General features: G+C 70.7%; 2 protein-coding genes. Both read right to left on the bottom strand.

All coding sequences use genetic code 11. The annotated features are described in order from the left end of the window. Window positions 1-10,992, bottom strand: coding sequence for a type I polyketide synthase (locus tag PZB75_RS17355; protein WP_275536218.1), 10,992 nt, complete (start codon window positions 10,990-10,992; stop codon window positions 1-3). Between the two features lie 49 nt (window positions 10,993-11,041). Then, window positions 11,042-15,961 carry a type I polyketide synthase gene (locus PZB75_RS17350; protein WP_275536217.1) on the bottom strand — a complete coding sequence of 1,640 codons (4,920 nt, stop codon included), beginning with the start codon at window positions 15,959-15,961 and terminating at the stop codon, window positions 11,042-11,044. Between the last annotated feature and the right edge of the window lie 14 nt (window positions 15,962-15,975).

The raw sequence follows: 15,975 nt of genomic DNA, 5'->3' as shown, positions 1-15,975 counted from the left end.
TCACATTCCCTGCGTCGCGTCGTCCTGGCCAGCACCTTCGAGAACCATATTGATCAGATCCTCGGCATCCATCGAGTCGATGTCGTCGCCCGACGGTTCATCGTCCGTGTTCACGGTGTCCTCCGGCTCCTCGCGGACGCCGGCCAACTCGAAGAGGACATCCATCAAACCGGCATCCCTGAGCCTCTTCAGCGGAATCCCCTGAAGGATGCGGCGGACCCTCTCGTCGGTTTCGGAGTCCTGATCCGACAGCAGGTCCGGACGGATTTCCCCAGCCAGGTACTGCGCCAGGCCGAGGGAATTGGGATAGTCGAACACCAGGGTGGCGGGCGGGCGCAGTCCGGTGGCCTCGGCGAGACCGTTGCGGAACTCCACCGCCGCCAGGGAATCGAAGCCCAGCTCCTTGAAGGACCGCTCCGGCTCGATTGCCAGCGGCCCGGAGTAGCCAAGGATGGCAGCCGCGTGTGCCCGCACGAGATCCAGCAGCTGTTCCTGGCGTTCCTCGTCGGACAGGGCGGCCATCCGCAGGCGGAACGACCCGGCCCCGTCGGCCCGGACGGAGCGGTTGCCGGGCTTGGTCCTCACGAGTCCCTTGAACAGATCGGGCAGATTCGCCGCCCCCCGGGCCTCGGCCGCGGCGAGGTCGATGTCCATGGTGACCAGAGCAGGAGCGCCTGTGGCCTCTGCGGCATCGAAGAGGGCCGTGCCACGGTCGTACGACAGCGCGCGGATACCGATCCGGCCCATCCTCTGGACATCGGCCTCGTCCAGGTCCCCGGTCATGCCTCCCGCTGCCCAGGGTCCCCAGGCCAGTGACTGGGCGGTAAGTCCGGCCGCCCTGCGGTGCTCGGCGAGGGCGTCCAGGAAGGCGTTGGCCGCCGCGTAACTCCCCTGACCCGCATTGCCCAACGTACCGGCAGCGGAGGAGAAGAGCGTGAACAGGGACAGATCCATGCCCTGAGTCAGCACATGAAGATTCAGCGCCGCATCCACCTTCGGCCGCAACACACCCGCAACCCGCTCCGCCGTCAACGAACCGATCACCCCGTCATCCAGCACACCCGCCAGATGCACCACACCCACCAACGGACGATCAACCGGAATCCCCGCCAACACCCCCGCCAACGCCTCCCGATCAGCCACATCACACGCCACCACCTCCACCTCCGCACCCAACCCAACCAACTCCGCGACCAACCCCGCCACACCCACAGCCCCACCACCACGACGACTCACCAACACCAACCGCCGCACCCCACGCTCCACCACCAAATGCCGAGCGAACACCGCCCCCAACGCCCCGGTGCCACCCGTCAACAACACCGTCCCCGCGCCATCGAGATGCGCCACCGAAGCGCTCGCGCCCGCATCCACGCCCGCTGTCACCAGCCGGCCGACGTACATCCGTCCCTCACGCACCACCACCTGCGACTCACCCAACGCCAGAGCACCCGCCACATCACCCACCACACCATCCACCAACACAATCCGACCCGGATTCTCCGACTGCGCAGACCTCACCAACCCCCACACAGCCGCACCCACCACATCCCGCACACCCTCACCCTCCAACCCCACCGCACCCCACGTCCGCACCACCAAACGCGAATCCACAAACCGCCCGTCCTCCAACCACCCCTGCACAAACTCCAGCACACGACACACCCCATCACGCACCACCCCACCCGACACACCCTCAACACCCGCACCCCACACCGCGTCGAACACCACCACATCCGGCGGCACATCCGACGTACCACCCGACACCGACACCGACACCGGCACCGGCACCGGCACCGGCACCGGCACCGGCACCGGCACCCACTCCACAGCGAACAACGACCGCCCCACCCCCGAACCCGCCAACACCGCCCGCTCCACACCCACCGACCGCAACACCAACGAACCCACCGACGCCACCACACCACCCACACCATCAACCAACACCACCGACACCCGACCCTCACCCACCACAGACACCCGCACCCGCACACCCGAAGCACCCACCGCACCAACCCGCACACCCGACCACACAAACGGCAACGCAGCACCCTCACCCACCACACCCAACAACGCCACCCCATGCAACGCAGCATCGAAGAGAGCGGGATGCAGAGCGAAGGCGCCGGGCTCGGTCCCTTCGGGGAGATGGGCCTCGGCGAAGATCTGGTCGCCGTACTTCCAGGCGGCGGTCAGGCCACGGAACGCAGGCCCGTAGCCGAGGCCCGCGTCACCCATCGCCTCGTAGAAACCGTCCAGATCCACCGGCACCGCACCCGCAGGCGGCCACGACACCGCATCGAACGCACCCCCCTCCGCCACCACCAACGACTCCGGCATCACCGACTCCCGCGCCAACGACTCCGGCGCCAGCGTGCCGACCGCGTGCCGCGTCCATTCCGTATCACCGACTTCGTCGCGCGAGTGGACGGTCAACGGGCGGCGACCGGATTCGTCGGGGGCACCCACGCCCACCTGTAGAGCGACACCTCCCTGGGCGGGAAGGATGAGAGGCGCCTCGTGCGTGAGCTCTTCCAGCACCCGGCATTCCACCTCCGCGCCCGCTCGTATCGCCAGCTCCACGAAACCGGTGCCCGGGAAGAGAATGGTGTCCCCGACCGCATGATCGGCGAGCCACGGGTGCGTAGCCGTGGAAAGGCGTCCGGTCAGCAGCACGCCGTCTGTGCCGGGTGTCCTCACCGCAGCGCCCACCAGCGGGTGGCCGGTCGTCTCCTGGCCCATCGCTTCCATGTCCGCGCCACGCTGTTCACCGTTGATCCAGTAGCGCTGGTGCTGGAAGGCGTACGTCGGCAGGTCCACGCGCCGGGCCCCGGAACCCGCGTAGAACCCCGCCCAGTCGACCCGTGCGCCAGCTGTGTGGAGTCGTGCCAGGGCGCCGACCGCTGTCTGCGCCTCCGACCGGCTACGACGCTGAGCCGGGACGAACACCCCGTCCTCCACGCTCTGCGCGGCCATGCCGGCCAGCACCGCATCCGGGCCGATCTCCACGAACGTCGTCACACCACGAGCAGCCGTGTACGCGACGGCGTCGGCGAACCGCACTGCCTCCCGCACATGCCGCACCCAATACCCCGGCGACCCGATCTCCTCGGACACCCCACCCGTCAGACCCGACACCACCGGCAGTACCGGGACGGAGAACGACAGACCCGAGACCACCTTCTCGAAGTCGGCCAGCATGGGCTCCATCAACGGCGAATGGAACGCGTGCGACACCCGCAGCACGCTCGTCCGCCGACCCAGACCGGCGAAGTGCTCCACCACGGATGCCACAGCGTCTTCGGCGCCCGAAACGACCACCGAACGCGGGCCGTTGACGGCGGCGATATCCACCGGGCCATCGAGCAGAGGAATGACTTCGGCCTCCGACGCCTCGACCGCCACCATCGAACCGCCCCCGGGCAACTCCTGCATCAACCGACCACGCGCCACCACCAACGCCGCCGCATCCGCCAGTGACAACACCCCCGCCACATGCGCGGCAGCGATCTCCCCCACCGAATGCCCCACCAGGAAATCCGGGACCACACCCCACGACTCCACCAGCCGGAACAACGCCACCTCGAACGCGAACAACGCCGCCTGAGCAAACTCCGTCCGCTCCAACAACCCAGCATCCTCACCCCACATCACCCCACGCAACGGACGCGACAGAAGCAGGTCAACCTCATCGACCACCGCACCGAACGCCTCCGCGAACACCGGGAACGCCTCACACAACTCCCGGCCCATCCCCAACCGCTGCGCACCCTGACCGGAGAACAGAAACGCCGTGGACCCCGCACCACGAGCCACACCCCGCACCACCAAGGCCGAGTCCTCACCCTCGACCAGAGCCTCCAACCCGGCGATCAGCTCCTCCTGATCCCCGGCCGTGATCACCGCACGGTGCTCCAGCACCGCACGCGACACCACCGACGAGAACCCCACATCAACAAGCGCCGCACCCGAGGAGCGGACATGCTCCAGCAACCGGGCCGCCTGACCCCTCAACGCACCCTCACCCCGCGCCGACAACACCACCGGCACGACCGCCGATTCCGGTGTCTCCTCTTCCACCACCGCCTCTTCCACCACCGTCGGGGCCTGCTCGACGATCACATGCGCGTTCGTCCCACTCAGACCGAACGACGACACCCCCACCCGACGCGGACGATCCCGCACCGGCCACTCACGCGCCAGCGTCAACAACTCCACCGCACCCGCATCCCAATCCACCTGCGGCGTCGGCTCATCCACATGCAACGTCCTCGGCATCACCCCATGCCGAACCGACAACACCGCCTTGATCACCCCACCCACACCCGCAGCCGCCTGCGCATGACCAAGATTCGACTTCAACGACCCCAACCACACGGGGTCGTTCGCCGGACGGCCCTGACCGTAGGTCGCCAACAACGCCTGCGCCTCGATCGGATCACCCAACCGGGTCCCCGTCCCATGCGCCTCCACCATGTCCACATCACCCGACGTCAGCCCCGCCAGCTCCAACGCTGCGCGGATGACTCGCTGTTGCGACGGGCCGTTGGGAGCCGTCAGGCCGTTGCTCGCGCCGTCCTGGTTCACGGCCGTGCTCCTCACCACGGCCAGCACCTCATGCCCATTGCGCCGCGCGTCGGACAGCCGTTCCACCAGCAGAACGCCCACACCCTCCGACCACGCGGCACCATCCGCCGCACCCGCGAAGGACTTGCACCGGCCGTCCTTCGACAGACCGCGCTGACGACTGAACTCCACGAAGACCTCGGGCATCGCCATGACCGCCACACCACCCGCCAACGCGAGCGAGCACTCACCCGACCGCAACGCCTGAATCGCCAGATGCAGAGCGACCAACGACGACGAACACGCCGTGTCCACCGTCATCGACGGACCTTCAAGCCCGAGTACGTACGAGATGCGGCCGGAGGCGATGCCGCCGGTACTCGCGTTGTGGGCGTAGTCGTGGTACATCATCCCGGCGAACACACCGGTACGGCTTTCCTTGAGGGACAGCGGGTCGATGCCGGCCCGTTCGAACGCTTCCCAGGACGTCTCCAGCAGCAGTCGTTGCTGCGGGTCCATGATCAGCGCCTCGTTCGGGCTGATCCCGAAGAAGGCCGGGTCGAAGCCGGCCGCGTCGTCGAGGAAGCCGCCCCGGGCCACGTAACTGGTGTCCGGACGCGTTCCCTCGGGGTCGTACAGCTTGCGCAGGTCCCAACCGCGGTCGGTGGGGAAGTCCCCGATCAGGTCGGCGCCTTCCGACACGGCGCGCCAGAGGTCTTCGGGTGAGCCGATGCCTCCGGGGTAGCGGCACGCCATCGCGACGATGGCGATCGGCTCGTCGTCCGGGCCGACGGCCGTGGTGGCGTTCCGCGGACGGGAGCCTGTGGCCGGGCGGTGTGCATCCGTTCCCGGCAGTTCACCGAGCAGGTGACGGGCGAGTGTGACCGGGCTCGGGTAGTCGAAGACGACCGTGGCGGGGAGGCGAAGCCCGGTGGCCTCGGCGACCCCGTTGCGGAACTCCACGGCCCGCAGTGAGTCGAATCCGAGGTCCTTGAAGGCTCGTTCGGGTTCGATGGCCTGGAGCGACTGGTATCCGAGGATGTCGGCGACCTGCTGGAGGACGATCCCGAGGACGGCCTCTTCCCGCTCGGTCCCGCTGAGCCCCGCGAGGCGCTGCTGAAGAGCGCTCGTCTCGGCCCTGCTCGATGCCTTGCGTCGTGCGACGACCGGGACCAGGGAGCGGAAGAGATCGCGACTGCTGTCTCCCTGGGCACGGATCGCGGCCAGGTCGAGCTGTACGGGCACGACGACGGCTTGCGGGAGTTGTCCGGCCGCGTCGAACAGGGCGACGCCGGTCTCCGAGTCGATGGGGAAGACACCGCCGACCGAGGTGATACGTGCGCGCTCCGCTCCGGAGAGCCCTCCGGTCATGCCGCTGGCTTCGTCCCAGAATCCCCAGGCCAGTGACTGGGCGGTGAGTCCGGCCGCCCTGCGGTGCTCGGCGAGGGCGTCCAGGAAGGCGTTGGCCGCCGCGTAACTCCCCTGACCCGCATTGCCCAACGTACCGGCGACGGAGGAGAAGAGCGTGAACAGGGACAGATCCATGCCCTGAGTCAGCACATGAAGATTCAGCGCCGCATCCACCTTCGGCCGCAACACCCCCGCAACCCGCTCCGCCGTCAACGAACCGATCACCCCGTCATCCAGCACACCCGCCAGATGCACCACACCCACCAACGGACGATCAACCGGAATCCCCGCCAACACACCCGCCAACGCCTCCCGATCAGCCACATCACACGCCACCACCTCCACCTCCGCACCCAACCCACCCAACTCCGCGACCAACCCCGCCGCCCCATCAGCCCCACCACCACGACGACTCACCAACACCAACCGCCGCACCCCACGCTCCACCACCAAATGCCGAGCGAACACCGCCCCCAACGTCCCCGTGCCACCCGTCAACAACACCGTCCCCGCAGCGTCCAGTTCCACCACAGAGCCATCCGCACCGGCACCGGCACCGGCTGCCGCAGCCGCGTCCGTTGTCGCAGCTACCAGCCGGCCGACGTACATCCGTCCCTCACGCACCACCACCTGCGACTCACCCAACGCCACAGCACCCGCCACATCACCCACCACACCATCCACCAACACAATCCGACCCGGATTCTCCGACTGCGCAGACCTCACCAACCCCCACACAGCCGCACCCACCACATCCCGCACACCCTCACCCTCCAACCCCACCGCACCCCACGTCCGCACCACCAAACGCGAATCCACAAACCGCCCCTCCTTCAACCACCCCTGCACAAACTCCAGCACACGACACACCCCATCACGCACCACCCCACCCGACACACCCTCAACACCCACACCCCACACCGCGTCGAACACCACCACATCCGGCGGCACATCCGACGTACCACCCAACACCGACACCGACACCGGCACCCACCCCACAGCGAACAACGACCGCCCCACCCCCGAACCCGCCAACACCGCCCGCTCCACACCCACCGACCGCAACACCAACGAACCCACCGACGCCACCACACCACCCACACCATCAACCAACACCACCGACACCCGACCCTCACCCACCACAGACACCCGCACCCGCACACCCGAAGCACCCACCGCACCAACCCGCACACCCGACCACACAAACGGCAACGCAGCACCCTCACCCACCACACCCAACAACGCCACCCCATGCAACGCAGCATCGAGCAGGGCGGGATGGACGCGGAAGCCGTCCACGTCCGTTCCGTTGGGCAGGGCCACCTCCGCGTACAGGTCGTCCCCCGACCGCCAGGCGGCGGTCAGGCCACGGAACACCGGGCCATAACCGAGGCCCACCTCACCCATCGCCTCGTAGAAACCGTCCAGATCCACCGGCACCGCACCCGCAGGCGGCCACGACACCGCATCGAACGCACCCCCCTCCGCCACCACCAACGACTCCGGCATCACCGATTCCCGCGCCAACGACTCGGGCGCCAGCGTGCCGACCGCGTGCCGCGTCCACGCCTGGTCGCCGTTCTCCGGCCGGGCGTGGACGGTCACGGGGCGTCGGCCGTCGTCCTCGGCGGCGCCGACGGTGACGCGTACGGCGACACCCGCGCGTTCGGGGAGGACCAGCGGAGCTTCCAGGGCCAGATCATCGATCACGGGGCAACCGACCAAGTCGCCCGCGCAGATGGCGAGTTCGACGTATCCCGTACCGGGGAAGAAGACCTGTTCCCCCACGCGGTGGTCGGCGAGCCAAGGGTGCGAGCGCAGGGAGAGCCGGCCGGTCAGGCTCAGGGAGTCCGTCTCGGGTGCCGGTACGACGGCGCCGAGCAGCGGGTGGTCGGCGGGTTCCAGGCCGGCCGCGACGACGTCCCCGGTGGCGGCCGGGGCGGCGGCCCAGTACCGCTCGCGCTGGAAGGCGTACGTCGGGAGGTCGACGCGGTTCGCGGAGGCGGCGTCGAAGAACGGCGTCCAGTCGACCGAGGCCCCGTGGGTGTACGCCTCGGCCAGCGAGGTGACGAACCTGTCCATGCCGCCCTGGTGGCGGCGCAGCGAGCACACGGGGGTCGCGGTCGCTCCGGCGGCGGCGACGGTCTCGCCGAGGCCGACGAAGAGTCCGGGGTGCGGGCTGGCTTCGACGAAGAGGGTGAAGCCGTCGTCGAGGAGTGCGCGGGTGGTGTCCTCGAACCGGACGGTCCGGCGCAGGTTCTGGTACCAGTAGTCGGCGTCGAGTCCGCTGGTGTCCATGGGACGGCCGGTCACCGTGGAGTAGAAGGTGGTCGTGGAGGGGCGGGGGCTGACCTCGGCGAGTTCGGCCAGCAGCCGGTCCCGTATCTCTTCGACGAACATGGAGTGCGAGGCGTAGTCCACCGGGATGCGGCGGGCCTGTACGCCCTCCTTGTCGAGGTGGGCGTACAACTCGTCGAGTGCGGTGGTCTCGCCGCAGACGACGGTGGACGCGGGGCTGTTGACGACGGCGAGCTGGAGTCGGCCCTCCCATCCGCCCAGGACGGCTTCGACGCGGTCGGCGGGCAGACCGACCGACATCATCCCGCCGCGCCCGGCCAGGTCCTGGCGGATGATCCGGCTCCGTAGCGCGACGACGCGGGCGCCGTCCTGGAGGGTGAGCGCTCCGGCGACGCAGGCCGCCGCGATCTCGCCCTGGGAGTGGCCGACGACCGCGGCGGGCTCGACACCGAAGGAGCGCCACAGTTCGGCGAGGGACACCATGACGGCCCACAGGACGGGTTGTACGACGTCGACCTCGTCGAAGGTGGGAGCGCCCGGCCGCTGGTGCAGGATGTCGTGGAGGTTCCAGTGGTCCCAGTCGGTGAACGGGGCCAGGGCGTCGGCGCATTCGGCCATGCGGGCGGCGAACACGGGTGAGGTGGCGAGGAGTTCGACGGCCATGCCGGGCCATTGGGAGCCCTGGCCGGGGAAGACGAAGGCCACCTGGGCCGGTCCGGTCGTGGTGCCCCGGACGACGTGCGGGGCCTTCGAGGTGGCGGCGAGGGCGTCCAGCCCGGACAGCAGGCCCTCGATCGCCGCTTCGGAGGAGTCGGTGGGGCCCAGGACGACGGCCCGGTGTTCGAAGGCACTGCTGCGGGTGGTGCTCAGCGCGTGACCGAGGTCGTGCGGGTCGGCCGGGGCGTTGTCCCGGACGTACGCGGCGAGGCGTTCGGCCTGCGCGCCGAGCGCGGCGGCGCTCCGCGCGGAGACGAGGAACGGGGTCACGGGGCTGTCGACGACGGGGCGGGGTGCCGCCTCCTCCGGCGCGGGTGCTCCAGCGTCCGCCGCCGCAGGGCGTGCTGCCACGGGACTCGCCGCCGCAGGACTCACTGCCGTGGGACTCGATGCCGTCGGACTCGCCGCAGCAGCACTCGATGCCGTGGGACTCGCCACCGTCGGACTCGATGCTGTGGGACTCGATGCCGTCCGGTCCGTCGAACCGGGCCTGGCCACCGGCTTGTTCGCCGCACCGGACCCCGCCGCCGCCGGATTCACCGCCCCGGGCCCGGCCACCGCCGGATTCGCCGCGCCCGGCCCCGATGCCGTCGCCTTCGGTGTCGCGGGCTCGGGTTCCGGGGTCTCCTGGAGGAGGAGGTGGACGTTGGTGCCGCTGAGACCGAACGCGGAGACTGCCGCCGTACGGGGGTGGTCCCGCTCCTTCCAGGGCTCCGCCTCCGTGAGCAGGCTGACCTGACCGGTGGACCAGTCGACATGGGTCGTGGGCCGCTCGATGTGCAGGGTCTTCGGCATCAGGCCGTTGCGCAGCGCCATGACCATCTTGATGACACCGCCGACGCCGGCCGCCGCCTGGGCGTGCCCGATGTTCGACTTGAACGAGCCGAGGCGCAGCGGGTCGTCGGCGGGGCGGTCCTGCCCGTACGTGGCGAGGAGGGCCTGCGCCTCGATGGGGTCGCCGAGCGTGGTGCCGGTGCCGTGGGCCTCGACGATGTCGACGTGGGCGGCGGGAATCCGGGCGTTGGCGAGTGCCTGGCGGATGACGCGCTGCTGGGAGGGGCCGCTGGGGGCGGTGAGTCCGTTGCTCGCGCCGTCGGAGTTGACGGCCGAACCGCGGATGACGGCGAGCACGGGATGTCCGTTGCGGCGGGCGTCCGAGAGGCGTTCCAGGAGGAGGACTCCGGCGCCCTCGGCCCAGCCGGTTCCGTCGGCGCTGTCGGAGAACGCCCTGCACCGGCCGTCCGGGGACAGGCCGCGCTGTTTGCTGAACGCGACGAAGGGCGCGGGGGTCGACATCACCATCACACCGCCGGCCAGGGCGAGGCCGCACTCGTCCTGCCGCAGTGCCTGCGCGGCGAGGTGCAGGGCGACCAGGGAGGAGGAGCAGGCGGTGTCGACGGTGAAGGAGGGGCCTTCGAGACCGAAGGTGTACGAGATGCGGCCGGAGATGACGGAGGCGGCGCGCGCGGTCGCCATGTACGCCTCGACGGACTCGGGGACGCCTTCCGGGAAGTCGCCGTAGTCCTGGATGCCGGAGCCCATGAAGACGCCGACCCGGCCGCCGCGCAGTGTCTCGGGGTCGATGCCGGCGCGCTCGAAGGCTTCCCAGGCGACTTCGAGGCTGAGGCGCTGCTGGGGGTCGGTGGCTTCGGCCTCCATGGGGCTGAGGCCGAAGAACCCGGCGTCGAAGTCGGCGGCGCCCCGGAGGAATCCGCCCTGGTGGACGTAGCTGGTGCCGGTCCGGCCGGGGTCCTGGCTCATGAGCTGTTCGAGGTCCCAGCCCCGGTCGTCGGGCATGCCGGACACGGCGTCATGGCCCTCGGCGACGAGCCGCCACAGTTCCTCGGGGGTGGTGATCCCGCCCGGGTAGCGGCAGCCCATGGCCACGATGGCGATGGGTTCCTGTGCCTGGGCCTCGACGTCGTGCAGGCGGCGGCGCGTCCGCTGGAGGTCGGCGGTCACCTTTTTGAGGTAGTCGAGGATCTTCTCGTCGTTAGCCATGTCGGGTCTCACCGATTCCTTTGGGTCAGATGCCGGCAGCGTGCCCGTGTCAGGCGAGGCCGAGTTCTTGGTCGATGAAGGCGAGGACGTCCTCCGCGGAGGCGGATTCGAGCGTGCTCTCCGCCGCGGGGGTCTCCTCGCCGCTCCGCCGGTCGGACAGTTTGTCGAGGAGCGTCCGCAGCCTGGACGTGATGCGGCTGCCGCGTATCTCGTCGATGTCGGAGGCCAGGACGAGGTCTTCGAACCGGTCCACCTCGGCGAGCAGCGGCAGGGCGGAGGTGTCGCCGTCCGGGAAGAGCCGGGTGTGGAGGTGGTCGGCGAGCGCGGTGGGGGTGGCGTGGTCGAAGACCATGGTCGCGGGCAGCCGGGTGCCGGTGGCGGCGGTCAGGGTCCGGCGGAGTTCGACGGCGGCCACGGAGTCGAAGCCGAGGTCCTCGAAGGCGCGTTGGGGGTCGAGCTGGGCCGGGGAGTCGTAGCCGAGCTGTGCGGCCACGCGGGTGCGCACGAGGTCCAGCAGGGCCCGGCCGCGTTCGGCGGTGGTCAGTCCGGCCAGCTCCGCCATGAGGGAGGTCGCGTCGGGTGCCGCCGTGCCGGTGTCCGGCGCCAGGATCTCCCGTACCTCGTCAAGCGCGTCGAGCAGCGGCCGGGGGCGGGCCAGGGTGTACGTCGGTGCGAAGCGCGACCAGTCGAACTCGGCGACGACCAGGTGGCTCTCGTCGTGTTCCAGGGCCTGGCGCAGGGCGCCGACGGCGAGTGCCGGGTCCATGGCGGGGGCACCGATGCGTTCCATCATGGCGCTGATCCCGGCGTCCACCATGCCGCCTTCCCAGGAGCTCCAGGCCAGCGAGGTGGCGGTGCGCCCCTGTGCTCTGCGCCGGTGGGCGAGGGCGTCGAGGTGGGCGTTGGCGGCGGCGTAGGCGCCCTGTCCGGCGCTGCCCCAGACGGCGGCGCCCGAGGAGAAGAGGACGAAGGCGTCCAGCGGCCGGTCTCCGAGCAGTTCGTCCAGGTGCAGGGCGCCGGTGACCTTCGCGTGGCCGACCTCGGCGAACTCGTCGGTGGTGAGGTCGGTGAGGGGCGCCATGCGCTGCATGAGACCGGCCGCGTGCACGACGGTGGTCAGGGGGAGTTCGGCGGGTACCGCGTCGAGGACCGCGCGCAGCGCCTCGCGGTCGGTGACGTCGCAGGCGGCGAGGGTCACCCTGGTCCCGGTCGTTCCGAGTTCGGCCGCCAGCTCCCGGGCGCCCCGCGCCGCGCCGCCGCTCCGGCTGATGAGCAGCAGGTGTTCGATCCCGTCCGCTGCGAGCATGCGTGCCACGTGGGCGCCGAGTCCGCCGGTACCGCCGGTGATGAGGGCGGTGCCGTGGGGCTGCCAGGTGCGGCGCGGGGGCCGGTCGCCGACGGGTGCCCGGACGAGGCGGCGGGCGAGTGTCCCGTGGGGGCGGATCGCGACGGCGTCCTCGCCGGACGTGCCGGCCAGTACGTCGCAGAGGCGGTCCACGGCGGTGGCGTCCAGGGTGGCGGGGAGGTCGACGGTGCCGCCCCAGGTGTCGGGGTGGTCGAGGGCGAGGCCGCCGCCGAGGCCCCAGACGGGGGCCTGTGCGGGTGCGGTGAGTTCGGGTGAGCCGCTGGTGGCGACGGCGCCCTGGGTGGCGCACCAGAGGCGCGCGGTGCTCGCGGTGTCCGTCAGCGCCTGTACGAGGAGGACGGTGGCGGTCATGCCGTGCGACAGGGGCGGGTGGGCGGGGTCGGGGCGGTCGTCGAGTGCCAGCAGGGAGAGCACGCCTGTGGTCCCGGGCCGGGCGGCGAACAGTTCGGCCGTCGCGGCGCGGTCGGTGCCGGGGGCGATCTCGACGGCGTGGGCGGTGGCGCCCCGGGCGGTGAGGCCGGTCAGGACCGCCGTGGTGCGGGGATCGTCCCGCTGCCCCCGCGCCACGACGACGAGCCAGCCGCCGTCGAGGGAAGCGGCCGGGGCGGCGGGCGCGGACCGCTGCCAGACGACGCGGTAACGCCAGGTGTCGAGTGTGGCCCGTTCCTGGTGGAGCCGGTGCCAGTGGGCCATCGCGGGCAGTACGTCGTCCAGGGCGCTCTTCGGCAGGTGGAGCCGTTCGGCGAGTGCGCCGGCGTCCTGTCGCTCGACGTCCGCCCAGAAGGCCCCTTCCGCCGGGCCGGCCGGAGTGGTCGCGGCATGGGTGGCGGGGACGGCCGGTGCGGTACGTGCCCAGTGGGCGCGCCGCTGGAAGGCGTACGTCGGCAGGTCCACGCGGTGTGCTCCGCGGTCCGCGAAGAAGGCCGTCCAGTCGATCGCGGTGCCGCGGGCGTGTGCCAGTGCGACGGCCGACACCAGGGTGCGTTCCTCGCCGTGTCCCCTTCTGAGCGCGGGGGCGCACACGGTGTGGTGGCCCTCGTCCTCGGGGAGGCAGTCGGCGGCCATGGGGGTGAGTGCCGCGTCCGGGCCGAGTTCGAGGAGGACGCGTGCCCCTTCGGCGTACAGGGTCCGTACGCCGTCGCGGAAGCGGACGGGTTCCCGTACGTGCCGGACCCAGTAGTCGGGCGTGGTCAGTTCGTCGGGTCCGGCGAGCTGTCCGGTGATGTTCGACACGAGGGGCAGTCGGGGCCGGTGGTACGTCACCTTGGCCGCGACTTCGCGGAACTCGGCGAGCATGGGCTCCATCAACGGGGAGTGGAAGGCATGCGACACCCTCAACCACTTGGTCCTGCGCCCCGACGCCGCGAAATGATCCACGATCCGCGACACCCCCTCACCGGACCCGGACACCACCACGGCCGACGGACCATTGACCGCGGCAAGAGCCACCTCATGCGACAACAACGGCCGCACCTCGTCCTCCGACACCCCCACAGCCGCCATCGCACCACCCACCGGCAACGCCTGCATCAACCGACCCCGCGCCACCACCAGATCAACCGCATCACCCAACGAGAACACCCCCGCCACATGAGCAGCCACGATCTCCCCCACCGAATGCCCCACCACCACACCCGGCCGCACACCCCACGACCCCAACAACCCGAACAACCCCACCCCCACCGCGAACAACCCCGCCTGAGCGAACTCCGTACGATCCAGCAACTCCCCGTCCGAACCCCACATCACCCCACGCAACGAACACCCCAACCGCACATCCAACTCCCCCACCACCCCATCCAGCACACGCGCAAACTCCGGAAACAGCCCGTACAACTCACGCCCCATCCCCAACCGCTGCGCACCCTGACCCGAGAACAAGAACGCCGTCGAACCCGACACCTCGGCGGATGCCCGCAGGGCGGTCGTCCCGTCGCCCGTCGCCAAGTCGGTGAGTCCGCTGAGGAGTTCGTCGTGGCCGGAGGCGAGGAGCACGGCGCGGTGTTCGAGGGCGGCGCGGGTGGTGGCGAGGGAGAAGCCGAGGTCCGGGACGGTCGGGCCGCCGGCCTCCGGGGCCGCCGTCCGGAGGTGTGTGAGCAGCCGGGCGGCCTGGTCGCGCAGGGCCTCGGGGGTCTTCGCGGAGAGGGGCAGCGGGGTGAGCGTGGGCGCGGGCGCGGGGGCGGGTGTCGAGGAGGCGGCCGACGCGGGAGGCTGTTCGGTCGGTTCGGGCGCTTCGGTCGGCCCGGGTTCCGGTGGGGCCTCTTCGATGATGACGTGGGCGTTCGTACCGCTGAGGCCGAACGCCGAGACCGCCGCGCGGCGCGGGCGCCCGTGGTCGGGCCAGGGGCGCGCCTCGGTCAGCAGGGAGATGTTGCCGGCCGACCAGTCGACGGCGGGGGTCGGCTCGTCGATGTGGAGGGTCTTCGGCAGGACGCCGTGGCGGATGGCCTGCACCATCTTGATGACGCCGCCGACTCCGGCCGCCGCCTGGGCGTGTCCGATGTTCGACTTGATCGATCCGAGGTGGAGGGGCCGGTCGGCGGGGCGGTCCTGCCCGTACGTGGCGAGCAGGGCCTGCGCCTCGATGGGGTCGCCGAGCGTGGTGCCGGTGCCGTGCGCCTCGACGGCGTCGACCTGGTCGGCGGTGAGCTGCGCGGAGGCGAGTGCCTGCCGGATGAGCCGTTGCTGGGCGGGGCCGTTGGGCGCCGTGAGGCCGTTGGAGGCACCGTCGGAGTTGACGGCGCTGCCCCGGACCACGGCCAGCACCGGGTGGCCGTGGCGCCGCGCGTCGCTGAGGCGTTCGACGACGAGCATGCCGGCTCCTTCGCCCCAGCCGGTGCCGTCGGCGGCGGCGGCGAAGGACTTGCACCGGCCGTCCGGGGCGAGGCCGCGTTCCTGGCTGAAGCCGACGAAGGAGGTGGGGGTCGCCATCACGGTCACCCCTCCGGCCAGGGCGAGCGTGCACTCGCCCGCCCGGAGGGCCTTGACCGCCCAGTCCAGCGCCACCAGCGAGGAGGAGCAGGCGGTGTCCACGGTGACGGCCGGGCCCTGGAGGCCGAGGGTGTAGGAGATCCGGCCGGACGCGACGCTGGCCAGGCCGCCGGTACCGCCGTCCGAGGCGTAGTCGTGGTAGACGACGCCCGCGAACACTCCGGTGAGGCTGCCCTTGAGGGAGAGCGGATCGACTCCGGCGCGCTCCAGGGCCTCCCATGAGGTCTCCAGGAGGATGCGCTGCTGTGGATCGGTCTCGCGGGCGTCCTTGGGGCTGATCTTGAAGAAGTCGGCGTCGAACAGGTCGGCCTCGTGCAGGAAGCCGCCTTCGCGCGCGTACGTCCTGCCGGGGGTGGCGGGCTCGGGGTCGTACAGGTTGTCGAGGTCCCAGCCACGGTTGACGGGGAAGGCGCTGATGCCGTCGTCCCCGGCGGCCACCAGGTCCCACAGCTCCTCGGGGGAGGTCACGTCGCCGGGGTAGCGGCAGCTCATGCCGATGATCGCGATCGGCTCGTGCTCGCGTGCCTCCACCTCCCGCAGCCGGCGTTTGACCTGCCGCAGATCGGTGGTGGCGCGCTGGAGATAGTCGCGGAGCTTGTCCTGCGTTGCCATCTGTACCTCAACCA

The organism is Streptomyces sp. AM 4-1-1, from assembly GCF_029167625.1.
Classification (GTDB): Bacteria; Actinomycetota; Actinomycetes; order Streptomycetales; family Streptomycetaceae; genus Streptomyces.
Note: the sequence above shows the minus strand (reverse complement) of the source record. Positions and strands in the feature narration are given on the sequence as shown.